Origin of the sequence: Klebsiella sp. P1CD1, from assembly GCF_003790505.1 — a bacterium.
GTDB classification, from domain to species: Bacteria; Pseudomonadota; Gammaproteobacteria; order Enterobacterales; family Enterobacteriaceae; genus Klebsiella; species Klebsiella variicola.
In genome coordinates this window covers 3,965,591-3,990,949 of record NZ_CP033631.1, presented here as the reverse complement: position 1 = coordinate 3,990,949, position 25,359 = coordinate 3,965,591, and the positions used below count along the sequence as shown (strand labels likewise).

Below are 25,359 nucleotides of genomic sequence, written 5' to 3'. Positions count from 1 at the left end.
AAAACCTAATCCAGACGCCGCTTGGTTTTCAGCCACGTCAGGCCGATAAACATCACCGCCGACGCAATCAAAAACAGCACATTCACCAGCAGCACCACCGGAATATTGCCCGCCAGAAATAGGCTTTGCAGGGTGTTGACGAAATAGCGCGCCGGGATCACGTAGGTCACCGCGCGGATCACCGCCGGCATACTGTCTATCTGGAAAATAAACCCGGACAGCATAATCGACGGTAAAAACGCGGCATTCAGCGCCACCTGCGCGGCGTTAAACTGGTTGCGGGTAATGGTTGAGATCAGCAGCCCCATCCCCAGGGTGCTGAGCAAAAACAGACTGGTGATGACAAACAGGATCGGCAGCGAGCCGCGATAGGGCACGCCGAGAATAAATACCGACACCAGCATACAGAGCAACATCGCCAGCATGCCGAGGAAATAGTAGGGAATGAGCTTGCACAGCAGCAGTTCGGCGCGGGTGATCTCCGTCGACAGCAGCGCCTCCATGGTGCCGCGCTCCCATTCGCGCGCCACCACCAGCGAGGTCAGGATCGCGCCGACCACGGTCATGATGATGGTAATTGCGCCGGGGATAATAAAGTGCTGGCTAATAGCCGCCGGGTTAAACCAGTAGCGCATCTGCACGTCGATCAGCGGTTCAAAGGTTTCGCCGCGGTCTTCCGCCCGCTGCTGCTGCCAGATCTGCCAGATACCTTCCACGTAGCCCTGAGCGAAGTTAGCGGTATTGGGCTCGCTGCCGTCGGTGATGAGCTGCAGCGGTGCGTCGGCGCCGGCGCGGGCCATCTGGCGGTCGAAGTCCACCGGAATGACCACCATGGCGCGGATGCGCCCGGCCTGCATCATTTGAATCAGTTGCTGGCGATTATCGCTGACCGTGGCGTCGATATAGGGCGAGCCGGTCATGGTATGGACGAAATCCAGCGCCTCTTCGCTCTGTTGCTCCAGCAATACGCCGACCCGCAGTTTGCTGGAGTCGAGGTTAATGCCATAGCCGAAGATAAACAGCAGGAGTAGCGGGATCACCACCGCGATCAGCCAGCTGCTGGGATCGCGGACGATCTGCCGGGTCTCTTTGACGCACAGGGCGCGGACCCGCCGCCAGGAGAGAATGCTATTGCTCATGGCTATTCTCCTTATCCCAGCGGTTAATCAGGGTAATGAACGCCTGCTCCATGGTCGGGTCCGTCTGGCTGTCATCCGCCGCCTGGGCCTTCAGCGCGTCCGGGGTGCCGCTGGCGATAAGTTTACCGTGGTAAACCAGCCCGATACGGTCGCAGTATTCCGCCTCATCCATAAAGTGGGTGGTCACCATCACCGTCACCCCTTTATCGACCATGCTGTTGATATGCAGCCAGAACTCGCGGCGGGTGAGGGGGTCGACGCCGGAGGTCGGTTCATCGAGAAACAGAATATCGGGCTCATGCATCAGCGAGCAGGCCAGCGCCAGCCGCTGCTTGTAGCCGAGCGGCAGCTCGTCGGCGGCGTGACGGGCGATACTTTTCAGGCCAAAGGCATCGCTCATTCGGGCAATTTTTTCATTTTGCGCCCGGCCGCGCAGGCCATAGACGCCGGAGAAAAAGCGCAGGTTCTGCTCGACGCTGAGGTTGCCGTACAGCGAAAATTTTTGCGCCATATAGCCCAGATGCTGGCGCGCCTTGCCAGAGCTGACCTTAAGATCCATCCCCAGCACCAGCGCTTTGCCGGAGGTGGGCACCAGCAGGCCGCACATCATTTTGAAGGTGGTGGATTTCCCGGCGCCGTTGGGGCCGAGCAGGCCGAAAATTTCACCGCGCTTAACCTGGAAATCGACGTGGTCGGTAGCGGCGAAATCACCAAACTTTTTCGTTAACGACTGGGCTTCAATGACCGTTTCGTCTTTGCTGCCGTCAACACGATGGATAATCGCTCCCAACGGCGATTCGGCGGTTCCCGCTCCGCCGAGCAGATCGATAAACGCATCTTCAAAGCGCGGCGCGGTGTCGGCCACCTGCAGCGGCGGCATGTCGCCATGCTGCTGGACTTCCTCAATGCGGGCGTCCTTTTTCAGGATCAGGCGCACCGATTTGCCCTGGATCACGCCATCGCTGACCTGCGGCAGCTTCAGCGCCCGCTGCAGCAGACGGCGGTTGTTTTCCTGTGGGCTGGAGACGAGGAAACTGCGCCCGGCCATGGTTTGCGTCAGCGCCGTCGGCTCACCCTGGTAGAGCAGTTTGCCTTCGTTCATCAGCAGCACGTCGCGGCATTGTTCCGCTTCATCGAGATAGGAGGTGCTCCACAGGATCAGCATGCCGTCGCCGGCCAGCTCGTGCACCATCTGCCACAGCTCGCGGCGCGAGATAGGGTCGACGCCGACGCCGGGCTCATCCAGCAGCAGTACTTTCGGGTCGCCCACCAGGGTACAGGCGAGCCCCAGCTTTTGCTTCATGCCGCCGGAAAGCTTGCCTGCCAGCCGTTCGGTGAACGGGCCAAGGGAGGTGAACTCCAGCAGACGGTCGAAAATTTTCTTCCGCGCCTCGCCGGTGACGCTGCGCAGGTCGGCGTACAGGGTCAGGTTTTCCATCACCGTCAGATCTTCATACAGGCCGAACTTCTGCGGCATATAGCCGAGCACCGCGTGCAGGGCGCTGTCGTCTTTTAGCGGGTCGAAGCCGATCACGCTGGCGCGGCCCTCATCAGGCTTGAGCAAACCGGCCAGCATTCGCATCAGGGTGGTTTTCCCCGCGCCGTCGGGCCCCACCAGCCCGGTGACGTAGCCGGCGTGGATCGTGCAGGTGAGCGGCGCCACCGCTGGCCTGTCCATTCCGGGAAAACGGCGGCTCAGACCGTTTAAGGCAATGATGGCCTCACTCATGTCCGTTCCCGTGGTTAAAGGAGACGGTCACCGGCATCCCCTGGCGCAGGGCGCCGTCGGCATCGTTCACCACAATACGCAGACGATAAACGAGGTCGGTACGCAGATCCGGCGTTTCAACGGTCTTCGGCGTGAATTCAGCGCTTGGCGAGACAAAGCCGATTTTGCCGTGATAGGGCTTATCCGGCCGGCTGTCGGTATACAGCAGCACTTCACGTCCCGGCTGCGCCTGACCAAGGTTTTTTTCGTCAACATAGGCGCGGACCCATACCGGATGGGTTAACGACAGCGTCAGTACGGTGCCGCCGGCGTTGAGCATGGTGCCGGGCTCGACGGCGCGGGTCATCAGCGTACCGTCGGAAGGGGCGGTGAGCACGGTATCGTGCAGGTCCAGTTTGGCCTGGGCCAGCGCCGCCTGCGCCTGTTCCAGACTGGCTTTGGCCTGGGCAATCTCCTGCGGGCGGTTACCGGCGCGATACTGACGCAGTTTATCCTGCGCCGATTTGAGCGTTGCCTGCGCCTGGTCGCGTGAGGAGCGGGCGTTCTCCAGATCGTTGGCGGAAATCGCGCTGCTGGCGCGCAGCCCGAGCTGGCGCTGATAAAAGTTTTGCGCATAGTCGTAAGCGGCCTGCGCCTGTTTCACCGCCGCCGCGGCCTGGGCAATCTCTTCCGCGCGGTAGCCGGCCATCATCAGGTCATACTGCGCCTGGGCGGTAGAGACGTTGGCCTGGGCCTGCAGCAGGGCATTTTCATACGGCGCGCGATCAAGCTCGCCGAGAGTTTGCCCGGCGCGGATGCTGTCGCCTTCGTCGACGGTCAGCAAAGCCAGTCTGCCGCCGACGCGGAAGCTCATGTTGACGGTGCGGATATCGACATTGCCATACAGGGTCAGCGGCTGCTGCCGGCTGCTCTGGTACCACCACCAGCCGCCGCCCAGCGCGGCGAGAAGAATCACGATCAACAGAATGACGACGACGGGTTTTTTCATCAGCCCAAACTCCTTTGCGATAACCCATGCAGAATGAAATCGATATGACAGGTAATGACCTCGAAAATCTGTTCGGTCTTTTGCGCGTCAAACTGCGTCCAGCCGGTGCGCAGCAGGATGGTTTCACGCCCAAGACGGAAAGCCAGCACCTCGCCCAGCAGGGCGTGGGTGTGGAGGATCATTTGCGTATCACCGGCATCGCGGCCTGTCCAGGCGGCAATCAGCCGGGTGAGATAGTGGTGCAGGGGGGCGATCACCTGCTGGTGGATCAGATGGTAGGCGGCGGTCGGCGCCAGCTGCTCACGGGAAATGAATTTGCTTAAGTTGACCGTATCATCCTGGGTCAGCAGCAGGATCATGTTATGGCAGGCGTTGAGAATGAGGGCGCGTATTGCCTGGCGATCCGGCGACTTCCCGGCGAGCAGGGCCTCCGCCGCTTCGGCCTGTGGGCGAAAATTGTCGCCGATAAAATCGGCGATCCATTGGGCACAGGCGAGATATAAGTCGTCTTTCGAGCCAAAATAATAGGTGATAGCGGCGATATTCTGCCCGGCCTGGGCGGCGATATCGCGGGTGGTGGCATGCTGACCATACTCGCCAAACTGGGCGATAGCGGCCGCGATAAGCTGATTTTTTGCCTGTTCGCCTTTACTGGTCATCGCGCTCGGTAAAAGTTAATCAATCGATTGATTAACTTTAGGCCTCGATCGGCGGTTTGTCCACCAGCCGGGATCAAATATGGAACCCTTCCTCCTTCAGCTCCCCGGCGACCCAGGCGAAGAAACGCTGGACCTTCTCCTTCTGTTCATTGGCATGGGGAAGAACGAAGTGGTGCGCGCCGACCGGCATACTCCGCTCGTCGTCAAATACCGGCGTCAGCTGCCCCTGACGCACGTGCCCGCCGGCCAGCAGATTGCTTTCGAGGATCACGCCCATCCCCATTCTGGCCGCCTCGATGCTCATGTACGACCGGTCGAAATTAAAAATGAAGTTTTTATGCCAGCCGCGGACCTTGTGCCACGACAGCCAACTGCTCCAGTTAATTAAGGTGCTGTCGGAGTGGATCAGATCGCAGGCCAGCAGATCTTCCACCGCATGCACAGGATGGCTGGCTAAATAAGACGCTGCGCTGTAGGGCAGGACGCGCTCATTTTTAATGGTTCTGACCAACAGCGTTGGCCACTGTGATAGCCCGTGACGAATATCGATATCAATATTATCCCGGGAGAACTGGATGCTTTCGTAGGAACAGGTCAGGCTGATTTTTAACTCCGGCCACGCCTGGCGAAATTTATCCAGGCGAGGCATCAACCACAGCAGGCCGAAGCTCGGCGCCGAGTGAATACGTAAATAATCCTGATGGATATCATTGATCACCTGGCTGGTGGCCTGGCCAATCATATTCAGCGCCCCGGAGACCTCTTTGAGATATTTTTCTCCCACCGCCGTTAACATGACGCCTTTACTGCTGCGGGAGAACAGTTTTTTCCCCAGAAAGTGCTCCAGGCTGGCTATCTGATGGCTGACCGCCGAGGCGGTAATATTGAGATTCTCTGCGGCCAGGTTGAGGCTGCCGGTAGCGGCGACTTCAATAAAGGCCTGGATATTGCGTAAAGAGGGCATCGGCAAATTTTTATTGGGCAGCGGTTGACTCATGGCAGCATCCTGGGCTGGGCGTTTCTAAAAGAAAATAGCGAACAGCGTGGCGCAGTCGTGATAGCCAGCATAGGGAAAAGGAAAAAAATGATTTTAATTTGTGATGGGCTTAACAATTTATCTCGTTAAAAGCGCGCGTGTCAGTAAAAACTAAAAATTTGCGGGAAGTCACTAACTCAATTTTTCTCAATCATAATTGAGGTTTTTTGAATACCGTTTCATTTTGGGGTTGTTATATTCCTCTCACAGGCCTGATCACAAACGGCGATGCGTTGAGATCGCCATTATAAAACACCTAACCACCTGTTTAGCTGAGCGAAAAGATATTTATCTTTTGCTGCTGTATGGAAAGTGAAAACGCGGTGATCCGAAGCGGCAACGGGCAGCGAAGTGGATGAGGTATAAGATGAGGAAACCCTATGTCACGTATAGATACACTAGTCTGTACTGACGCCAGGAAAACGAAATATCGTTTCGTGGTTTTGACGATGATTTTCCTGGTGTATGCCATCAATTACGCCGACAGAACCAATATTGGCGCGGTTCTGCCGTTTATCATTGATGAGTTTCATATCAATAATTTTGAAGCCGGGGCCATCGCCAGTATGTTTTTCCTCGGCTATGCGGTAAGCCAGATCCCGGCCGGTTTTTTCATCGCCAAACGCGGTACCCGGGGGCTGGTTTCGCTGTCCATTTTCGGCTTCTCCGCCTTTACCTGGCTGATGGGCACGGTGAGCTCCGTGTTTGGCCTGAAGCTGGTGCGGCTGGGACTGGGGCTAAGCGAAGGGCCTTGCCCGGTGGGGCTGGCTTCCACCATAAATAACTGGTTTCCACCAAAAGAGAAAGCCACAGCAACCGGCGTTTACATCGCGGCGACCATGTTTGCGCCGATTATTGTCCCGCCGCTGGCGGTGTGGATTGCGGTGACCTGGGGCTGGCGGTGGGTCTTTTTCTCCTTCGCGATACCCGGGATTGTGGCAGCGATAGCCTGGTATCTATTGGTGAAGTCAAAGCCATCAGAAAGCGGATTTGTTTCACAAAGTGAACTGGCAGAGATTAATGCCGGGCGTGAAAGTCATAATAATAGCGTACGCGAAAATATATTAATTGCCGATCGATTCACCTGGCTGGATAAAATCATTCGGGTAAAGAAGATGGCGCCAATTGATACGGCGAAAGGCTTATTCACCTCAAAAAATATTCTCGGTGACTGCCTGGCGTATTTTATGATGGTTAGCGTGCTGTACGGATTATTAACCTGGATCCCGCTGTACTTAGTCAAAGAGCGTGGCTTTGATGTAATGAGTATGGGTTTCGTGGCCAGTATGCCGTGCATCGGCGGCTTTATTGGCGCGATTGGCGGCGGGTGGATTTCAGATAAAGTCCTGGGCCGCCGACGTAAACCCACCATGATGTTTACTGCCGTGTCAACGGTGGTCATGATGTTAATTATGCTGAATATCCCGGCAAGCACCCTGGCGGTCTGTATTGGATTATTTTTTGTCGGTTTTTGTTTGAATATCGGCTGGCCGGCTTTTACCGCCTACGGTATGGCCGTTTCGGACAGCAAAACCTATCCAATCGCCTCTTCCATAATTAATAGCGGCGGCAACCTCGGTGGATTTGTCGCGCCGATGGCAGCCGGTTTCTTACTTGATAAAACCGGGAGTTTTAATTCTGTATTTACCTATTTTGGTATCTGCGCCGCCATTGGTTTGGTGGTGATTCTTTTCCTCGATGAACCACAATAACGGAAATATATCCTGTTAATTAATATGACGTAATGTCATGGAGTGAAACTATGTTATTAGAAGATAAAGTCGCCATTATTACTGGCGCGGCCTCCGCTCGCGGTTTGGGTTTCGCCACCGCGAAATTATTCGCCGACAACGGCGCGAAAGTGGTCATTATCGACCTCAATGGTGAAGCCAGCAAAACCGCGGCGGCGGCATTAGGCGAAGGCCATCTCGGCCTGGCGGCGAACGTCGCTGATGAAGTGCAGGTACAGGCGGCCATCGAACAAATTCTGGCGAAATATGGCCGGGTTGATGTGCTGGTGAATAACGCCGGGATTACCCAGCCGCTGAAGCTGATGGAGATCAAGCGCGCCAACTATGACGCGGTACTTGATGTCAGCCTGCGCGGTACGCTGCTGATGTCGCAGGCGGTTATTCCCACCATGCGGGCGCAAAAATCCGGCAGCATCGTCTGCATCTCGTCCGTTTCCGCCCAGCGCGGCGGCGGTATCTTCGGCGGCCCGCACTACAGCGCGGCAAAAGCCGGGGTGCTGGGTCTGGCGCGGGCGATGGCGCGCGAGCTTGGCCCGGATAACGTCCGCGTTAACTGCATCACCCCGGGGCTGATTCAGACCGACATTACCGCCGGCAAGCTGACCGACGACATGACGGCCAACATTCTTGCCGGGATCCCAATGAACCGCCTCGGCGACGCGGTAGACATCGCGCGCGCCGCGCTGTTCCTCGGCAGCGACCTCTCTTCCTACTCCACCGGTATCACCCTGGACGTTAACGGCGGCATGTTAATTCACTAAGCGAGGCAAACAGATGAAGATGACCGAATCACAAAAAGTCGCCGCGGCGGCGTGGCGTATTCGCCGTTACGCCCTGCAAATGGGGGAAGTGCAGGGGCAGGGCTATATCGGCCAGGCGCTGGGCTATGCCGATGTGCTGGCCACCGCCTTCAGCCACGCCATGACCTATCGTCCGGAAGATCCCGAGTGGGAGGGGCGCGATCGCTTCCTGCTCTCTCATGGCCATTACGCTATCGCTTATTATGCCGCGCTGCTGGAGGCGGGCATTATCCCGGAAGCCGAGCTGGAAACTTACGGCTCCGACGACAGCCGCCTGCCGATGTCCGGCATGGCGACCTACACCCCGGGGATGGAGATGTCCGGCGGTTCGCTGGGACAGGGGCTGTCCATTGCCGTCGGCATGGCGCTAGGGCTGCGGCAGAAACAGAGCACGGCCTGGGTCTATAACTCCATGTCCGATGGGGAGCTGGACGAAGGGTCGACCTGGGAAGCGGCGATGTCGGCGGCTCACTATGGCCTGAGCAACCTGATTAACCTTGTCGACGTCAACAAACAGCAGGCGGACGGTGATTCGCGCAAAATCCTCGGCTTTGAGCCGCTGCAGGATAAATGGGCCGCCTTCGGCTGGTACGTACAGCGCGTGGACGGTAACGATCTGCCGGCGGTGATGGCCGCTTTTGACAACGCGAAAAGTTATTCCGGCAACCAGCCGCGGGTCATTTTATGCGACACGCTGATGGGCAAAGGGGTGCCGTTCCTCGAAACCCGCGATAAAAACCATTTTATTCGCGTCGATGCCGACGAATGGCAAAAAGCGATTGCGGTGCTGGACGCTAACAAACCAGAAGGAGTGCTGTAATGAGCCAGAGTCAACCCCGTTTAAAAACGTCGGCGATGATCGCCTCGATTGCCGATGAAGGCCAGGCGACCATCTCTGCGCCCTTCGGCGTCGCGCTGTCAAAACTGGCGGCGCAGCGTCCGGAAATCGTCGGCATGACCGCGGACCTGTCAAAATATACCGATCTGCATATTTTCGCCCAGGCCTTCCCGGATCGTTTCTTCCAGATGGGCATGGCCGAGCAGCTGCTGATGGCGGCGGCGGGGGGAATGGCGAAGGAGGGATTTATTCCTTTCGCCACCACCTATGCCGCCTTTGCAACCCGTCGCGCCTATGATTTTATTCATCAGGTCATCGCCGAAGAGCATCTGAACGTGAAGATCTGCGCGGCGCTGCCGGGCCTGACGACCGGTTATGGCCCCAGCCATCAGGCCACTGAAGATCTGGCGATTATGCGCGGTATCCCCGGCATGGTCATCGTCGATCCTTGCGATGCGCTGGAGATAGAGCAGGCGGTGCCGGCCATTGCCGATCACCAGGGGCCGGTGTATATGCGCCTGCTGCGCGGTAAGGTGCCGCTGGTGCTGGATAAATACGACTATCAGTTCGAACTGGGTAAAGCAAAGCTGCTGGAGGACGGCAACGATGTGCTGATCATCTCCTCCGGGCTGATGACCATGCGCGCGCTGGAGGCGGTTGATAAGCTGCGGGCCGATAACATCAGCGTGGCGGTCCTGCACGTGCCGACCATCAAACCGCTGGATGAAAAAGCGATTATTGAACAGGCGTCGAAGCCAGGTCGTCTGGTGGTGACTGCGGAAAACCACACCGCGGTCGGCGGCCTGGGGGAGGCGGTGGCCGCGCTGTTGATGCGTAAGGGTGTGCGCTGTGAGCTGGATACTGTGGGGCTGCCCGACGCGTTCCTGTTAGCCGGCGCGCTGCCGACCCTTCACGATCGTTATGGCATCTCCACCGCGAAGATCGTTGAAAAACTTAAGTATCGTCTGCGTTAATCGCTTTGCCATGACGCACCAGGCCGCTGAGCGCGCTCAGCGGCCTTCTCATGCCCGCCAGCCAGGCGCGGTATTCTTTTGCAGATTTTATGCGGCCTGTCACAAAATCTGCTAGACTGCGCCCCTTCATGGCATTGTGGTTTTTGCCATTTCTTATCGCAATAATCTCCCTGAAAACTACGCCCTTCACCGGGCCGGGGCGGTTCGGAGTTGTTATGTCTTTTGATTCCCTTGGCCTGAATCCCGATATCCTGCGCGCTGTCGCTGAGCAGGGCTACGTTGAGCCGACCCCTATCCAACAGCAGGCGATCCCGGCAGTAATGCAGGGGCGCGACCTGATGGCCAGCGCCCAGACCGGTACCGGTAAGACGGCGGGCTTTACCCTGCCGCTGCTGCAGCGCCTGATTGACAAAGAGCCGCACGCAAAGGGTCGCCGTCCGGTACGCGCGCTGATCCTGACCCCGACCCGTGAGCTGGCGGCGCAGGTGGGCGAGAACGTCCGCGATTACAGCAAGTACCTGAATATTCGCTCGCTGGTGGTATTCGGCGGCGTGAGCATCAACCCGCAGATGATGAAGCTGCGCGGTGGCGTCGACATCCTCGTTGCCACCCCGGGCCGTCTGCTGGACCTCGAACATCAGAACGCGGTCAGCCTTGATAGCGTGGAAATCCTTGTGCTGGACGAAGCGGACCGCATGCTGGATATGGGCTTTATCCATGACATCCGTCGCGTACTGGCTAAACTGCCGGCGCGTCGACAGAACCTGCTGTTCTCGGCCACCTTCTCCGACGAGATCAAGGGCCTGGCCGAGAAACTGCTGCACAACCCGCTGGAAGTGGAAGTGGCGCGTCGCAACACCGCGTCCGAGCAGATCACCCAGCACGTCCATTTCGTTGATAAGAACCGCAAGCGCGAACTGTTGTCGCAGCTGATCGGCGAAGGCAACTGGCAGCAGGTGCTGGTGTTTACCCGCACCAAGCATGGCGCCAACCACCTCGCGGAGCAGCTTAATAAAGACGGCATCCGCAGCGCGGCGATCCATGGCAACAAGAGCCAGGGAGCGCGTACCCGCGCGCTGGCCGACTTTAAATCCGGCGGCATTTGCGTGCTGGTGGCGACCGATATCGCCGCCCGTGGTCTGGATATCGAAGAGCTGCCGCACGTGGTGAACTACGAGCTGCCGAACGTACCGGAAGATTACGTCCACCGTATCGGCCGTACCGGTCGCGCGGCGGCCACCGGTGAAGCCTTGTCGCTGGTGTGTGTGGATGAGCATAAGCTGCTGCGCGATATCGAGCGCCTGCTGAAAAAAGAGATCCCGCGCATCGCGATTGCCGGCTATGAGCCGGATCCGTCCATTAAAGCCGAACCTATCCAGAACGGTCGCCAGCAGCGCGGCGGCGGTCGTGGGCAAGGTCAGGGACGCGGTGGCCAGGGTCAGGGACGCAGCGGACAGCCGCGCAGCCAGAACAGCGCCCCGCGCCGTCAGGACGGCGAGGCGCCGAAAGCGCGTACGCAGGACGGCAAACCGCCGCGCCGCCGTCGTCCGCGTAAACCGGCTGGCGAATAACACGCTGATGCCCCGGCCGCGATAACGCGGCCCGGCTCAGGCCCGTCTGTCCGCTACGCGGCGGCGGGCCTTTTTCTTTCCATTACACTATTTGTCGAGCACGCTTCCACACTCAGCAGAAAGCAATACCTCCAGGCGGGCAAAAATGGCACAATAGTGGCTGTTTATACAGTATTCAGGTTTTCTCATGGCTTTGACCGCTGCGCTGAAAGCGCAAATCGCCGCCTGGTATAAGGCGCTTCAGGAACAGATCCCGGACTTTATTCCCCGCCCCCCGCAGCGGCAGATGATCGCCGATGTGGCGAAAACTCTCGCCGGGGAAGAGGGCAGGCATCTGGCTATCGAAGCGCCGACCGGCGTAGGTAAAACGCTGTCATACCTGATCCCGGGCATCGCCATCGCCCGGGAGGAACAAAAAACGCTGGTGGTCAGCACCGCCAACGTCGCCCTGCAGGATCAAATCTACAGTAAAGACCTGCCGCTGCTGCGTAAAATTATTCCCGACCTGCGCTTTACCGCCGCCTTCGGTCGTGGGCGCTACGTCTGTCCGCGTAACCTGACGGCGCTGGCCAGCACCGAGCCGTCGCAGCAGGATCTGCTGGCCTTCCTCGATGACGATCTCACCCCGAACAACCAGGCCGAGCAGAAGCTGTGTGCGACCCTGAAGCAGGACCTCGACAGCTACCGCTGGGACGGCCTGCGCGATCATACCGATAAAGCCATCGATGACGCGCTGTGGAGCCGGCTGAGCACCGATAAGGCCAGCTGCCTGAACCGCAACTGCCACTACTATCGCGAGTGCCCGTTCTTCGTGGCACGGCGGGAAATTCAGGAGGCGGAAGTGGTGGTGGCCAACCATGCGCTGGTGATGGCGGCGATGGAGAGCGAGGCAGTGCTGCCGGAGCCGAAAAACCTGCTGTTGGTCCTCGATGAAGGCCATCATCTGCCGGACGTCGCCCGCGACGCGCTGGAGATGAGCGCCGAGATCACCGCCCCCTGGTTTCGCCTGCAGCTGGATCTGTTCTGCAAGCTGGTCGCCACCTGCATGGAGCAGTTTCGTCCGAAAACCACACCGCCGCTGGCCAATCCGGAGCGGCTCACCGGCCATTGCGAAGAGCTGTTCGAGCTGATTGCGTCGTTGAATAATATTCTCAATCTCTACATGCCCGCCGGTCAGGAAGCGGAGCATCGCTTCCCGATGGGCGAACTGCCGCAGGAGGTGATGGAGATCTGCCAGCGGCTGGCGAAGCTCACCGAGATGCTGCGCGGGCTGGCGGAGCTGTTTCTTAACGATCTCAGCGAAAAGACCGGCAGCCATGACGTGGTGCGCCTGCATCGGGTGCTGCTGCAGATGAACCGCGCGCTCGGCATGTTTGAAAGCCAAAGCAAGCTATGGCGCCTGGCGTCGCTGGCGCAATCCTCAGGCGCGCCGGTAACCAAATGGGCGACGCGAGTGGTGCGCGACGGCCAGATCCATGTCTGGTTCCACTGTGTCGGCATCCGCGTCAGCGATCAGCTGGAACGGCTGCTGTGGCGCAGCGTGCCGCATATCGTTGTGACGTCAGCGACGCTGCGCTCGCTAAACAGCTTCTCGCGCCTGCAGGAGATGAGTGGTCTGAAGGAGAAAGCGGGTGACCGCTTCGTGGCGCTGGATTCGCCGTTCAACCACGTGGAGCAGGGGAAAATTATTATTCCTCAAATGCGCTATGAACCGCTGATGGATAACGAAGAGCAGCACATTGCCGAGATGGCGGCCTATTTTCGCCAGCAGGTAGAGAGCAAGAAACATCTCGGGATGCTGGTGCTGTTTGCCAGCGGGCGGGCGATGAACCGCTTCCTGGAGCATGTGACCGATCTGCGCCTGATACTGCTGGTGCAGGGCGACCAGCCGCGCTATCGGCTGGTGGAGCTGCATCGCAAACGGGTGGAAAGCGGCGAGCGCAGCGTGCTGGTGGGTCTGCAGTCCTTTGCCGAAGGGCTGGATTTAAAGGGCGATCTGCTAAGCCAGGTACATATCCATAAAATCGCCTTTCCGCCCATCGACAGCCCGGTAGTGATCACCGAAGGCGAATGGCTGAAAAGCCTTAATCGTTACCCTTTCGAGGTACAGAGTTTGCCCAGCGCCTCCTTTAATCTTATTCAGCAGGTGGGGCGTCTGATCCGCAGCCATCACTGCTGGGGAGAGGTGGTGATTTACGATAAGCGTCTGTTGACCAAAAACTATGGCGCGCGTCTACTGAACGCGTTACCTGTTTTTCCCATAGAGCAGCCGGGCGTCCCGGAGGTTATAGTAAAACGGAAAGCAAAACAGACAGCAAAACAGTCAGGCCGCAAACGTCGCTGACGCCGGCGCGTGATGCACCAGGGGGAGCCATGGAGTACAGCAAAATTATAAAAGAGGTGGGTCGCGGTAAGAATCATGCCCGCGACCTCGATGAAGAGACCGCCCGTGCGCTCTATGCGCGGATGCTGGACGGCGAGGTGCCGGAGCTGGAGCTGGGGGGAATATTAATCGCCCTGCGCATCAAAGGCGAAGGCGAAGCGGAGATGAAAGGGTTTTACGCGGCGATGCAGCAGCATACGCTGCGCCTGACCCCGCCGGCCGGCAAGCCGATGCCGATTGTCATCCCCAGCTACAACGGCGCGCGCAAGCAGGCCAACCTGACGCCGCTGCTGGCGATGCTTCTGCACAAGCTGGGGTTTCCGGTGGTGGTTCACGGCGTCAGTCACGATCCCACCCGGGTGCTGACCGAGACCATTTTTACCCTGCTGGATATTCCGGCCACCCGGCACGCCGGACAGGCTCAGGCGCAGCTGGAGGGCCATGAACCGGTGTATATCCCGGTGGGGGCTTTCTGTCCGCCGCTGGAGAAACAGCTGGCGATGCGCTGGCGGATGGGCGTGCGCAACAGCGCCCATACCCTGGCCAAGCTGGCTACACCGTTTGGCGAAGCGGAGGCATTGCGTCTCTCCAGCGTGTCGCATCCGGAATATGTTCCGCGGGTGGCGAACTTCTTTCGTGAGACCGGTGGCCGCGCGCTGTTGATGCACGGTACCGAGGGCGAAGTGTATGCCAACCCGCAGCGCTGCCCGCAGATCAGCCTGATCGATGAGCAGGGCGTGCGGGTGCTGTACGAACGCCAGACTGAGACGGCAGCGGAGGCGGTGGTCCTGCCGGCCTCGAAAGATCCCGAGGTCACGGCGCGCTGGATCGAGCGCTGCGTCGCCGGCGTCGAACCGGTGCCCCACTCGTTGAAAATTCAGCTTGCCTGTTGTCTGCTGGCCAGCGGGGAAGTCACCACCCTGGAGCAGGGCCTCAGCCGCGTCAACGACTGCTGGTGATCGGATCTGCAGGATAAAAAAAAGCCCGTCCGGTGGCTCGGACGGGCAAGGCAAGGGTATTAAAGGTCTTTTCAGGGTTAATTCAGTGGCTTACAGAGGGAACAGCGATTATTTATAGATAACCGCAGTACCGCTCAGTTTGTTGTTGGTGTTAGCGGAAGTAATGCTGTAGCCGGTCGCGCCAGCGGCTTCGGCTTTAGCAGCCAGTTTTGCTTCCAGACCATCTAAAGTGGTTGCGCCTTGCGCAGACACCACACCGATTTTATTCATGCTTTCTGCCTGAGCGGGGGTGACCGGTTCGGCGGCAAAGGCGCCGAAGGAAAGGGCGGTCAGAGCGATGGCAGCGGCAGCATATTTGATGTTTTTCATAGTTAATCTCTCGCAGGTTGTTCTGTTCAGGGGACGATGTTCCGTCGATGTGATAAGTATCACGCTTTTTTGCGGGAGATAAAATCGAAGGAAATTCACAGTCTTCATCGAATTTTTTGAATGATTAATAATTTACTGATTATTAATAAATTATTTCTCATTCTTTTCGTCACGAAGCGTAGCGAGGAAGACCGACGCGTTTAAGGGCACATATTGCGACTTTTTCCGCCAAAAAATGTGCGCGAAAAGATAATGCGAAAGGCTGTCATGAACGGTAAAGGAAAGTCAGCGTAGCTGGCTATCCTTGGATCCGCGGCGATTATATCCTGAAAATGTATTGTTATGTAAATCTTTCTCCTGCTGGCACTTCACGCAATATCTGACCCCTGGGATGGCCTGTCGACGGGCCTCCGGAATCGGCTCCCCACATTCATCACAAAATTTGTTGCTTTCGCCGCGCGGAAGCTCGCGGCGCGCGCGAGCCACCGCATCGTCAATGGTGCTGTCGATCTGATCCTGAACGGCCCCATCGCCTGCCCAACCTGATGCCATCGTCTGCCTCCTGTGAAAGGTTATTGATAAATTATAGCTGAACCGTGCAGTCGGTTACCGCTGCTGGCGGCATTGACCCGCCAGGCTATCGCCCCCTGGCGGTGGGCCTTATCCGCGAGGGCGGCCACCAGATCATCAAGGGTGCTGGCACCGGAGGCGGAGACGGTGCCGACAGGGCGGAGCGGCCCGGCATAGGGCAGTACGGGTGTCGGTGGCAGGGGAGAGGCCGCGGTGGCATGAGCGGTGAGCGCAGCGGCGAATAGCAGCGAGGTGATTTTCATCAGTATATCCTCATAAACAGCATGGGACATAGCTTAAGTGTAGGTCTTTCCAGACCGTGCGATAGGGGATTTTTAATGCAAAACAAGGCGTTTTGTAGGCTACCGGCGCAGGGCAGCGGTACTCTGGCCGGTAGATTATTTAGCGGGCGTCAGGGCGGATCATGTCAAAACGCAGACTATCATCAATACTGTAATAGGCGCTCGGACCTCCGGCGCGCAGGATCGGCTGGGCGCGGGCGGTTTGATAGATGCCGTTGTCCAGCAGTGATTCATCAATATGCACGGCGACCACTTCGCCGAGCACCAGCCACGTATCAACAGGGTTACCGTCGGCGGTGGTGAGTTGAATACACTGCGACAGACGGCACTCAAAGTTCACCGGACTCTCCGCGACTCGGGGGGCGCTGACCAGGCGGCTGGCGGCGGCGGTGAGACCGGCGCGCACGAACTCGTCCTCATCGTGCGGGATCGAGGCAGACGTTTCATTCATCGCCATGGCCAGCGGTCGCGTCGCCAGGTTCCAGACGAACTCCTTTGTTTCGACGATATTTCGCACGCTGTCTTTCCAGCCACTGCTGGCGAAACCAATGATCGGCGGGCGATAGTTAAAGCAGTTAAAAAAGCTGTATGGCGCCAGATTTCGCTGGCCCTCGGCGTCCTGCGAGGCGATCCAGCCTATCGGGCGAGGCCCGATTATCGCGTTCAGCGGGTCGTGCGGCAGGCCGTGGCCCTGCGAAGGTTGATAAAAGTACATGCTGCACCTGTCACGGATAAAGGAGATATCCAGACTCCCTTATTTACCGCGCCGCCGTCAACGGGTATCTTACGCGGCTGTTCAAAGGAGATTGTCATGAAAGCCCAGAAACCGGGGTTACACCCGCGTAACCGCCACCATCAACGCTACGACCTGCCTGCGCTCTGCCAGGCGCATCCTGACCTGCAGGGATACATTACGCTCAATCCGCTGGGTGAGCAGACCATTGATTTTGCCAATCCGCAGGCAGTAAAGGCGTTGAATAAAGCGCTGCTGGCGCATTTCTACGCGGTCAAACACTGGGACATTCCTGACGGTTTTCTCTGTCCGCCGGTGCCCGGGCGTGCCGATTATATTCATCATTTGGCGGATCTGCTGGCGCAGGATAGTGGCGAGGTGCCGAAGCAAGCCACGATCCTTGATATTGGCACCGGCGCCAACCTCATCTATCCCCTGATCGGCGTTCACGAGTACGGCTGGCGCTTTACCGGCAGCGAAATCAGCACGGAAGCCTTCGCCAGCGCGCAGGCGATTGTCAATGGCAACCCCGGATTGACCCGGCAGATCCGTCTGCGTCGGCAAAAAGAGAGCCAGGCCATCTTCCACGGCGTGATCCACAAAAACGAGACCTATGACGCCACGCTGTGTAATCCGCCGTTCCATGACTCCGCAGAGAGCGCCCGGGCAGGCGGTGAGCGCAAGCGCCGCAATCTCGGACTCGGCGCCGACAGCGCGCTTAACTTTGGCGGTCAGCAGCAGGAGCTGTGGTGCGAAGGAGGCGAAGTGGCCTTTATCTCGCAGATGATCCGCGAAAGTCAGGCCTTCGCCCGCCAGGTGAAATGGTTTACCTCGCTGGTGTCGCGCGGCGATAATCTGCCGCCGCTCTACCGCCTGCTGACCGAGGTTGGGGCCGTGAAAGTGGTGAAAAAAGAGATGGCCCAGGGTCAAAAGCAGAGCCGCTTTATCGCCTGGAGCTTTATGGACGACGCCAAACGCCGCCGTCCGTTCTAACTACTCGGCGGCCGGGCTGTCTGAGCCCGGCATCGGCAGCTGTTGCCAGGTCTGTACCGGGGCGCGAACCCCGGCGCGATCGAAGTGCTTTTTCACCTGAGTGTCGAGGGCAAAGCGCACCGTCCACTGCTTCAGCGGCAGGGTAGTGAAGCTGACGCGTAGCGTAAAGGCGGTATTGCTCAGCCCCACCAGCCCGGCGAACGACGGTTCGCCAATGATCAGGCCGCGGATCTCCTCCTGGGCCAGCAGATCGTCCACCGCCGCCTTCAGCGCCTGGCTGGCTTTATCCAGATCCTCATGACGGTCGACATCATAGTTGGCGACTACCGAGCCAATGCCGCGCACGAAGTTGGCAAAAGTGGTGATCGAGGACCAGGGAATAATGTGATAGGCGCCGGTATCCTGCCGTACCCCCACGGAGCGAATCGACATTCGTTCCACGGTGCCGGTCAAAGGGCCGATGGTGACCAGGTCGCCGGTATTCATCCCGTTCTCAAACTGGATAAATATGCCGGTGATAATATCTTTAACCAGCGTTTGCGCGCCAAACGAAATCGCCAGCCCTAACGCCCCGGCGCCCGCCAGCAGCGGCGCAATGTTAACCCCAATCTCCGAAAGCAGGATCATCACCGTGATGGTGCTGATCACCACCGCCAGCGCGTTGCGAAACAGGGTCAGCAGCGTCCGGGCCCGCGCGCTGGGCAGCGGGCGGCCATGGATATCCGAGGCCAGCCGGTTTTCGATCAGGCTGGCCAGCACCGTCCAGCCGATGGCAGAGAAGAAGAGGATGAGGGCGATGCGGATCAGCACATCCACCGTTTTTTGCCCGGCATCGTTATGCAGCCATTCGCGGAAGTCAAACAGGCCCCAGGCGCTCAGCAGCAGCATGACGGCGACGCAGACGGTGAGAATGCGCGCGGCCTTCAGCGAGGCGGAGATCCAGCCATTCAGCCGCTTTTGCAGCTCAGGATAATTGCGCTGGGTGGCGGGTGACAGGGTGATGGTTTTGGCTATCCAGCGCGACAGGATGCCGGACACCAGCGCCGCGCCGCCGATAATGGCCAGGCTGCGCAGGGTGGCGCCCATCATGAATTTCAGGCTATTGCCCGGGTCGAACAGGGAGAAGAAAAAGAGCACCACAAAGTAGGCGCAGGCCAGCCAGTGCCAGACCAGCGCGAAGGCGCGGATAAACAGGCTAAAGAAGGAGAGCGAACGGTCGGCCAGATGGATTAGACCCTGCGTAATCAAGGTCTTGTTATGAAAAATCAGGTACAGCGCCCACAGCGTAATGCACAGCATGATGACGACGTTAGCCAGCGCGCCAACCTGAACATTCACCTGATTGGAGATAATCGGCACCGCGACGATCAGGCCATAGCCAATCAGGCTGCTGAGCGCGCTCAGGCGCAGGCTCCAGTATGACGCGGCTTCGTCGCTGAGGTTAAAAGGCCGGAGCGCCGGGATGCGCGGGCAGAAAATGAGCCGCAGAATGGCTTTAAAAAACTCGATCAACGCGAAGGCATTGAGGAAAAGACTCTGCTGGAAGGCGATGGTGGGGTTATTACTATTCAGGCGATCGCTTAACAACTGGCCGACAAACAGGGTCAGCGCCAGCAGCAGCAGGTCGATAACAAACGCCCCGGCGATGGTCAGGGGCAGCTGGAGCCAGTTTCCGCGATCGCGGTTTTTATGCCGCCCCCATTCACCCATTTTGCGATACAGCGGCAGCGCCGCAAGACGCACCAGCCACCAGAAGGCAAAGACCAGGCCGGCCAGCAGTAAAAAATGCCAGGCCGCGCTGGTGAAGGTTTGCGAATTAAAAGGTTTATGCGGTGAGCCGGTTATATTGCGCCACAGTTGAGAGAAGCGAGACGAGAGCTGCTCGCCGTATTCCCGGCTGATCTGCGTGACGTTCTCCAGCACCGTGGTCTCTTCTTTCACCGCCGGCGGCGTCAGTGTCGGGGTGCTGTCTGGCGGCGGCGTGGCGGCTGCTTTACGCAGCTGGTCAATGAGCTCCTGACGGGCGCTGTCGTTAGCCAGCACGTCAGCCAGCGCGGCGTAGGCCGCTCTTTTCTGTTCCGCATCGGGTTCGCTGGCGCTGGTTTTATCGGCGTTAGCTGTCGGCACGCCGGGCAGGGCGGCGGCGGAAAGCGGGGCAGTAAACAGTGCTGCGAGCAAAAGCAGGATCCACGGCATGGGCACCTCCGTTGCAACGTAAACGGGTAAGTATAGAAGCCGATGGCGGAAGGGGAGGGAAGAGGAATCTGGAAAAGCGGCTCTCTCCGCGGAGGAAGAGAGCCGTTGCGGGTCAGGCGACGTGCTGCAGGAATTCGCGCAGGCGCGGGCTTGGCGGGTTCTTCACCAGCTCCTGCGGGTTGCCGTCTTCAGCAATGCGTCCTTTGTCGATAAAGATCAATCGCGAAGCCACTTTTTCGGCAAAGCCGATTTCGTGGGTTACGATCACCATCGTCATCCCCTCTTCAGCCAGATCCTGCATCACCTTGAGCACTTCATGGCGCAGTTCCGGGTCGAGCGCGGAGGTCGGTTCATCAAACAGCATCATCTTTGGCTTCACCGCCAGCGCGCGGGCGATGGCCACACGCTGCTGCTGGCCGCCGGAGAGTTCAGACGGATAGTGATGCGCGCGCTCGGCCAGGCCGACTTTCGCCAGCAGATCTTTCGCCTGCTTCTCTGCCGCCTGCTTGCTGGCGCCGCGCACCCGCAGCGGACCAAACATGACGTTCTCCAGCGCCGTGAGGTGCGGGAACAGATAAAACTGCTGAAATACCATCCCGGCTTCCTGACGAATCAGACGTTCGTCCACCTTCGGATCGTTGACCTTTAAGCCATCGACAATCAGATCGCCGCTGGTGATCTCTTCCAGTTTATTGATGCAGCGCAGCATCGTTGATTTACCGGAGCCGGACGGGCCGATAATGACCACCACTTCACCCTGATTAATTTTCAGGGAGATATCGTGCAGCACCTGGGTCGGGCCAAAGTGCTTGGAGACGTTTTTAAATTCAATCACAGGATTTTCATCCTTCTTTCAAGACGACGCAGAATAAAGCTCAGGACCAGGGTGATAATCAGGTAGATCACGGCTACGGCGCTCCAGATTTCCAGGGCGCGGAAGTTGCCCGCGATGATCTCCTGTCCCTGACGGGTCAGTTCGGCGACGCCGATGACGATGAACAGCGAGGTATCCTTGATGCTGATAATCCACTGGTTGCCTAGCGGCGGCAGCATGCGGCGTAGCGCCAGCGGCAGGATCACGTGGCGAATGGTTTCGCGACGCGACAGGCCCAGCGCCAGGCCCGCTTCGCGGAAGCCTTTATGAATGGAGAGCACCGCGCCGCGGGTAATTTCCGCGATATAGGCGCCCGAGTTAATCATGATGGTCACTACCGCTGCGGAGAAGGGGTCGATGCGCAGGTCGCTAAAGGCCATCGGCAGCGCAAAGTAGATGAACATAACCTGCACCACAATCGGGGTGCCGCGAATGATTTCAATAAACACCAGTGCGATGTGGTTGGCGATCCAGCCGCCGAAGCAGCGGGCGAAACCGGCCACCAGACCGATTATCAGGCCGCCGGCCAGGCCGAGGACGGAAATCCACAGCGTCATTTTGGCGCCTTCCAGCAAAATCGGAATGGCAGGCCAGATGGCACTCCAGTCAAACTGCATAATACGTTCCTGTTACCGTGTCGAGAGCAGAGGAAATCCTCCGCCAAAATACGGTCTCCCGCCGAGTCTGTGCCGGAAGACCGTTGTGATGTCGCCGGAGCTGCGTCTGGCGAAGTGTGTTCTTATTATTTTGGTTCAGTGCCGAACCATTTTTTATAAATTTCGTTGTAGGTACCATTCTCGCGCAGCGTTTTCAGCGCACCGTTCACTTTCTCACGCAGCTCGTCGCTGCCTTTCGGGAAAGCGATACCGTAGTTTTGCGCTTCCAGTGATTCGCCTACCGCTTTGAACTTGCCGTTGCCTGCGGTTTTGATGAAGTACAGAATATTTGGCGTATCGTGCAGCACGGCATCAGCGCGGCCGGTACCCAGTTCCATATAGGCGTTATCGATGTTCGGGAACTGACGCAGATCTTTGGTTTTGATATTGGCTTTCGCGTAATCAACGGAGCCGGTACCGCTCTTCACCGCGACCACTTTACCGTTCAGATCTTTCACATCTTTGATGTCGTTATTATTGGCGTTAACCATCACCAGCAGGCCGCTTTTGTAGTAGCCGTCGGAGAAGTCGATCGCTTTTTTACGTTCGTCGGTGATGGTGATCCCGGCCAGCGCCAGATCGATATTTTTAGTTTGCAGCGCCGGGATAATGCCGCTGAAGTCCATTGGCTTCAGGGTGTAGTCGAGCTTCAGCTCTTTGGCGATAGCCGCCCACAGGTCAACGTCAAACCCGACATATTTATCGCCTTGCTTAAATTCGAACGGGACGAACGCCGTATCGGTGGCGACAACCAGGGTCTTATTGGCGGCATGGGAAGAAACCGCAAAAGCCAGGGTCAGTGCAGCCAGTGAAACTTTCAATACAGACTTCATAGCATTTCCTTTTATATCCACGGGACGATCCCCTGCGAGAACGACTAGCCTAATGAAAAAATCGTGCCACTTTTACAAGCTGTTGTTTTTCAACAAACGAAGCGCGAGTGGTTGCACAATTTCGATCATGACAGGCACTCACTGCACCATGATGGGGCGTCACTTTGGTGCATTATAGAGTTGCTGAATAACGAGCACATTTTTAGCGCAAACCCTGATGGGAAAACAATCTCGACGTAACGATTGTGTGAGGTGATTATTACAATTGTTTTACTTTTGCGCGCATTTTCATCAATTTGGCGCCCTAAAACAGTGCATGGCCAGCAGGGGGACGAAAAGCATAGAAGGGGAAACGGATAGAATGGAAAACAGAAAGGTGGGCGGGAAAAGTAAAGGCGCCGCCGACCGCGCTGCGGCCGGCGGCAAAGCCTTACTCGATATTCGCTTCAATGAACCACAGGAATTTATCCAGATCGCGGGAGGCCGCGGTGAAAATATCCGCAGTATCCTCGTCTTTGGCTTCATCGATCGCCTTGCGCACATCGTTAGCGACGACGGCATAGCGGTCAGCCAGCGCTTTCAGGTGATCCTGAACGTGATGGATATCGAGCGGGTAGCTCTGCAGCGGCGTTTTGCTGTTAATGACCTGAGTGGTGCCCAGTGCGACGCCGCCCAGCTGCACGGCGCGCTCCGCCATGGTGTCCAGGTGCTCGGTTAGCGCGGTACGGAAGCCATCCAGCATTTCGTGCACGGCGATAAAGTTCGCACCGCGCATATTCCAGTGTGCCTGCTTGGTGATAAGTGACAGGTCAATGAACTGGATCACCTGGCGATTCAACAGCTCAATGGTCGCTTTCTTTTCGCTGTCAGCGACATCGTTGCGGGTATAGACCAGATTAGATGCTTTTGATTTAACCAGTTTTGCGGTACTCATCGTTTCATATCCTCTTGATATTGATGCTCGTCACACTTCAAATCTGAATGATGTGGAGCGTTGTCCCAGGTAACTTCGGGACTAAGTATAGCAAGGGTTTCAAAGAGTGAGGCATCGGCAGGCCATATCACTTCGATAGCGCAAAGTGGTTGGTTATTTTGAAAGTCGCTAAATATCATAGGGTTATATTTAGTTGAACGGCCCGGATTTCTCACGGGCCGGCGGCGTAACAGAATGTTAATTGATATCGACTTGCTCGATTTTACTTTGTCGCGGCATGGTCAGCGTGGCGCCCATCGAGGCGATAATGATCGCGCCCAGCGCCAGGGTCTGGGAGAGCTTCAACGTTTCGCCGAGGAAGACCATACCGGAAAGGGCGGCTAATGCTGGTTCAAGGCTCATCAGCGTGCCGAAGGTGCGCGTCGGCAGGCGCGTCAAGGCCATCATTTCGAGAGAGTAGGGCAGCGCGGTTGAGAGAATAGCAATCCCCAGCCCCATCGGCAGCAGCGACCATTGCCACAGCGTATCCGTAGCCTGCGCCATGCCTAACGGAACAAACACCAGCGAGGCGATGAGCGACCCCATCGCCACCGTGGCTGGCCCATGCTCTTCACCGGCGCGCTGCCCGGTCAGAATATAGACCGCCCAGCAGGCGCCGGCGCCCAGGGCAAAGAGCGCGCCGGTTAAATCGACCTGCGCCACGTTCTGCCCCAGCGGCAGGAGATACCACAGTCCGAGGATCGCCAGCGCCACCCAGACAAAATCCAGCGGTCGGCGCGAACCAAACAGCGCCACCGCCAGCGGGCCGGTAAACTCCAGGGCTACCGCCACGCCGAGCGGAATACGCTGCAGGGATAAATAAAAGAGATAGTTCATCGCGCCGAGCGCCAGGCCGTACAGTAGCAGCGGCACGCGCTGCGCCGGGGAGAAACGTAACCGCCATGGCTTGAACACGACCACCAAAATCAGCGTCCCGAGCGCCAGGCGCAGGGCGGTGACCCCCGGGGCGCCGACCAACGGGAACAGCGATTTGGCGAGCGATGCGCCGCTCTGAATCGAGGTCATGGCGATTAAAATCACCAGAATCGGCAACCATGCCGCCGCTTTTCGGGATGGACCGGGCATCCTTTCTCCTGTCAGGTTTTGTCAAAAGTCGTAAAAGTACCAGTGTACTGGAATAACCTGCTGACGGTTGAGCTAATGTTGAAAAAAACAGAGGCGAAAACAGTAGAATGGCGCACGTTGCTGAGAAATTCGCCAGGTGATTAAGATTAATCTGGATGCTTGCGAATTTCTTAATGAGCGTTAAGATGTACGTTAACGCCAAAAATTGTTGTTTTCCATATTGTTATAGAAATATGGAAACTTTTGGTTACATGAAAAAGTATGTTAGACAATGTAAACTCCAAAGAGTTTCCCAAAAGTTTTTGATATATTTAAGGCTTAGGACTTATTAGAAACACATTTGAGGTGGTTATGAATAAAATTGCACGTCTTTCAGCACTGGCCGTTGTTCTGGCTGCATCCGTAGGTACCACTGCATTTGCTGCAACTTCTACCGTAACCGGCGGTTACGCGCAGAGCGACATGCAGGGTAAAGCGAACAAAGCTGGCGGTTTCAACCTGAAATACCGTTACGAGCAAGATAACAACCCGCTGGGCGTTATCGGTTCCTTCACCTACACCGAAAAGGATAACACCAGCAACGGTACTTACAACAAAGGTCAGTACTACGGCATCACCGCAGGTCCGGCTTACCGTCTGAACGACTGGGCAAGCATCTACGGTGTAGTGGGTGTTGGTTACGGTAAATTCCAGAACAACAACTTCCCGAACCAGAAATCCGATATGAGCGACTACGGTTTCTCCTACGGTGCTGGTCTGCAGTTCAACCCGATCGAAAACGTTGCTCTGGACTTCTCCTACGAGCAGTCTCGTATTCGTAACGTTGACGTCGGTACCTGGATTGCTGGCGTGGGTTACCGCTTCTAATCACTCCGGTGATATAAAAAATCCGCCTTTCGGGGCGGATTTTTTTTGCCTGTTGCCGGCCAGCCTGAGCGACTGGCCGG

General features: G+C 57.5%; 24 protein-coding genes. 9 read left to right on the top strand and 15 right to left on the bottom strand.

The annotated features are described in order from the left end of the window. Positions 1 to 5: 5 nt before the first annotated feature. The 5 genes from DTA24_RS19835 to DTA24_RS19815 form a co-directional block, all read right to left on the bottom strand. Entirely contained in the window at positions 6 to 1,139 is a 1,134-nt protein-coding gene (locus DTA24_RS19835; protein WP_008805757.1) for an ABC transporter permease, read from the bottom strand. Next, positions 1,129 to 2,868, bottom strand: coding sequence for an ATP-binding cassette domain-containing protein (locus DTA24_RS19830; RefSeq protein WP_012968663.1), 1,740 nt, complete (start codon positions 2,866 to 2,868; stop codon positions 1,129 to 1,131). The genes DTA24_RS19835 and DTA24_RS19830 overlap by 11 nt, the downstream gene beginning before the upstream one ends. Then, a complete protein-coding gene (gene hlyD, locus DTA24_RS19825; RefSeq protein ID WP_117119367.1) occupies positions 2,861 to 3,856 on the bottom strand; it encodes a secretion protein HlyD in 996 nt (331 codons plus the stop codon). The genes DTA24_RS19830 and hlyD overlap by 8 nt, the downstream gene beginning before the upstream one ends. Then, positions 3,856 to 4,515, bottom strand: a complete 660-nt coding sequence (gene cecR / locus DTA24_RS19820) for a transcriptional regulator CecR (protein WP_008805760.1) — start codon at positions 4,513 to 4,515, stop codon at positions 3,856 to 3,858. The genes hlyD and cecR overlap by 1 nt, the downstream gene beginning before the upstream one ends. A gap of 73 nt (positions 4,516 to 4,588) precedes the next feature. Next, entirely contained in the window at positions 4,589 to 5,512 is a 924-nt protein-coding gene (locus DTA24_RS19815) for a LysR substrate-binding domain-containing protein (RefSeq protein ID WP_123837038.1), read from the bottom strand. Positions 5,513 to 5,931: 419 nt separating this feature from the next. Between DTA24_RS19815 and DTA24_RS19810 the strand changes: the two genes are divergently transcribed. The 7 genes from DTA24_RS19810 to ybiB all read left to right on the top strand — a co-directional run bounded on the left by DTA24_RS19810 (position 5,932) and on the right by ybiB (position 14,827). Then, positions 5,932 to 7,263 carry an MFS transporter gene (locus DTA24_RS19810; protein WP_012542385.1) on the top strand — a complete coding sequence of 444 codons (1,332 nt, stop codon included), beginning with the start codon at positions 5,932 to 5,934 and terminating at the stop codon, positions 7,261 to 7,263. A gap of 50 nt (positions 7,264 to 7,313) precedes the next feature. Then, on the top strand, positions 7,314 to 8,063 hold the full coding sequence (locus tag DTA24_RS19805) for an SDR family NAD(P)-dependent oxidoreductase (RefSeq protein ID WP_016160530.1): 750 nt from the start codon (positions 7,314 to 7,316) through the stop codon (positions 8,061 to 8,063). Between the two features lie 13 nt (positions 8,064 to 8,076). After that, on the top strand, positions 8,077 to 8,922 hold the full coding sequence (locus DTA24_RS19800) for a transketolase (protein ID WP_023297255.1): 846 nt from the start codon (positions 8,077 to 8,079) through the stop codon (positions 8,920 to 8,922). Next, positions 8,922 to 9,914: a transketolase family protein gene (locus DTA24_RS19795; protein ID WP_023297256.1), complete on the top strand. Its 993-nt coding sequence runs from the start codon at positions 8,922 to 8,924 to the stop codon at positions 9,912 to 9,914. Before DTA24_RS19800 ends, DTA24_RS19795 begins: the two co-directional genes overlap by 1 nt. A gap of 215 nt (positions 9,915 to 10,129) precedes the next feature. Further along, positions 10,130 to 11,485, top strand: coding sequence for an ATP-dependent RNA helicase RhlE (rhlE, locus tag DTA24_RS19790; RefSeq protein WP_123837037.1), 1,356 nt, complete (start codon positions 10,130 to 10,132; stop codon positions 11,483 to 11,485). Positions 11,486 to 11,672: 187 nt separating this feature from the next. Continuing rightward, complete coding sequence (gene dinG, locus DTA24_RS19785) at positions 11,673 to 13,829, top strand: ATP-dependent DNA helicase DinG (protein ID WP_032735011.1); 2,157 nt, start codon at positions 11,673 to 11,675, stop codon at positions 13,827 to 13,829. Between the two features lie 29 nt (positions 13,830 to 13,858). Beyond that, the gene (ybiB, locus tag DTA24_RS19780) at positions 13,859 to 14,827 is read left to right on the top strand and encodes a DNA-binding protein YbiB (protein WP_008805768.1); all 969 of its coding nucleotides are present in this window, start codon (positions 13,859 to 13,861) and stop codon (positions 14,825 to 14,827) included. A gap of 108 nt (positions 14,828 to 14,935) precedes the next feature. Here the strand turns inward: ybiB and ybiJ are convergent, their stop codons facing one another. The 4 genes from ybiJ to DTA24_RS19760 all read right to left on the bottom strand — a co-directional run bounded on the left by ybiJ (position 14,936) and on the right by DTA24_RS19760 (position 16,783). Next, positions 14,936 to 15,196, bottom strand: coding sequence for a DUF1471 family protein YbiJ (ybiJ, locus tag DTA24_RS19775; protein ID WP_004176772.1), 261 nt, complete (start codon positions 15,194 to 15,196; stop codon positions 14,936 to 14,938). A gap of 285 nt (positions 15,197 to 15,481) precedes the next feature. After that, the gene (locus DTA24_RS19770; RefSeq protein ID WP_002895824.1) at positions 15,482 to 15,748 is read right to left on the bottom strand and encodes a DksA/TraR family C4-type zinc finger protein; all 267 of its coding nucleotides are present in this window, start codon (positions 15,746 to 15,748) and stop codon (positions 15,482 to 15,484) included. A gap of 20 nt (positions 15,749 to 15,768) precedes the next feature. Then, positions 15,769 to 16,029: a DUF1471 domain-containing protein gene (locus DTA24_RS19765; protein ID WP_016160534.1), complete on the bottom strand. Its 261-nt coding sequence runs from the start codon at positions 16,027 to 16,029 to the stop codon at positions 15,769 to 15,771. Between the two features lie 139 nt (positions 16,030 to 16,168). Beyond that, positions 16,169 to 16,783, bottom strand: coding sequence for a flavin reductase family protein (locus DTA24_RS19760; RefSeq protein WP_023339820.1), 615 nt, complete (start codon positions 16,781 to 16,783; stop codon positions 16,169 to 16,171). Positions 16,784 to 16,879: 96 nt separating this feature from the next. Between DTA24_RS19760 and rlmF the strand changes: the two genes are divergently transcribed. After that, entirely contained in the window at positions 16,880 to 17,794 is a 915-nt protein-coding gene (rlmF, locus tag DTA24_RS19755) for a 23S rRNA (adenine(1618)-N(6))-methyltransferase RlmF (protein WP_123837036.1), read from the top strand. Here the strand turns inward: rlmF and ybiO are convergent, their stop codons facing one another. From ybiO to rhtA, 6 genes are all read right to left on the bottom strand, one after another. After that, on the bottom strand, positions 17,795 to 19,990 hold the full coding sequence (gene ybiO / locus DTA24_RS19750; protein WP_123837035.1) for a mechanosensitive channel protein: 2,196 nt from the start codon (positions 19,988 to 19,990) through the stop codon (positions 17,795 to 17,797). 112 nt (positions 19,991 to 20,102) lie between these two features. After that, positions 20,103 to 20,825 carry a glutamine ABC transporter ATP-binding protein GlnQ gene (gene glnQ / locus DTA24_RS19745; protein ID WP_008805775.1) on the bottom strand — a complete coding sequence of 241 codons (723 nt, stop codon included), beginning with the start codon at positions 20,823 to 20,825 and terminating at the stop codon, positions 20,103 to 20,105. Next, on the bottom strand, positions 20,822 to 21,481 hold the full coding sequence (glnP, locus tag DTA24_RS19740; protein WP_002895837.1) for a glutamine ABC transporter permease GlnP: 660 nt from the start codon (positions 21,479 to 21,481) through the stop codon (positions 20,822 to 20,824). The genes glnQ and glnP overlap by 4 nt, the downstream gene beginning before the upstream one ends. Positions 21,482 to 21,606: 125 nt before the next feature. Beyond that, complete coding sequence (gene glnH, locus DTA24_RS19735; protein WP_087824353.1) at positions 21,607 to 22,353, bottom strand: glutamine ABC transporter substrate-binding protein GlnH; 747 nt, start codon at positions 22,351 to 22,353, stop codon at positions 21,607 to 21,609. A gap of 430 nt (positions 22,354 to 22,783) precedes the next feature. Next, positions 22,784 to 23,287 (bottom strand): DNA starvation/stationary phase protection protein Dps, encoded by a 504-nt coding sequence (gene dps, locus DTA24_RS19730; RefSeq protein ID WP_002895841.1) that lies wholly within the window; start codon positions 23,285 to 23,287, stop codon positions 22,784 to 22,786. A gap of 237 nt (positions 23,288 to 23,524) precedes the next feature. Beyond that, positions 23,525 to 24,412, bottom strand: a complete 888-nt coding sequence (gene rhtA, locus DTA24_RS19725; protein WP_023339822.1) for a threonine/homoserine exporter RhtA — start codon at positions 24,410 to 24,412, stop codon at positions 23,525 to 23,527. 351 nt (positions 24,413 to 24,763) lie between these two features. Between rhtA and ompX the strand changes: the two genes are divergently transcribed. Further along, a complete protein-coding gene (gene ompX / locus DTA24_RS19720) occupies positions 24,764 to 25,279 on the top strand; it encodes an outer membrane protein OmpX (RefSeq protein WP_008805777.1) in 516 nt (171 codons plus the stop codon). Positions 25,280 to 25,359: the final 80 nt, after the last annotated feature.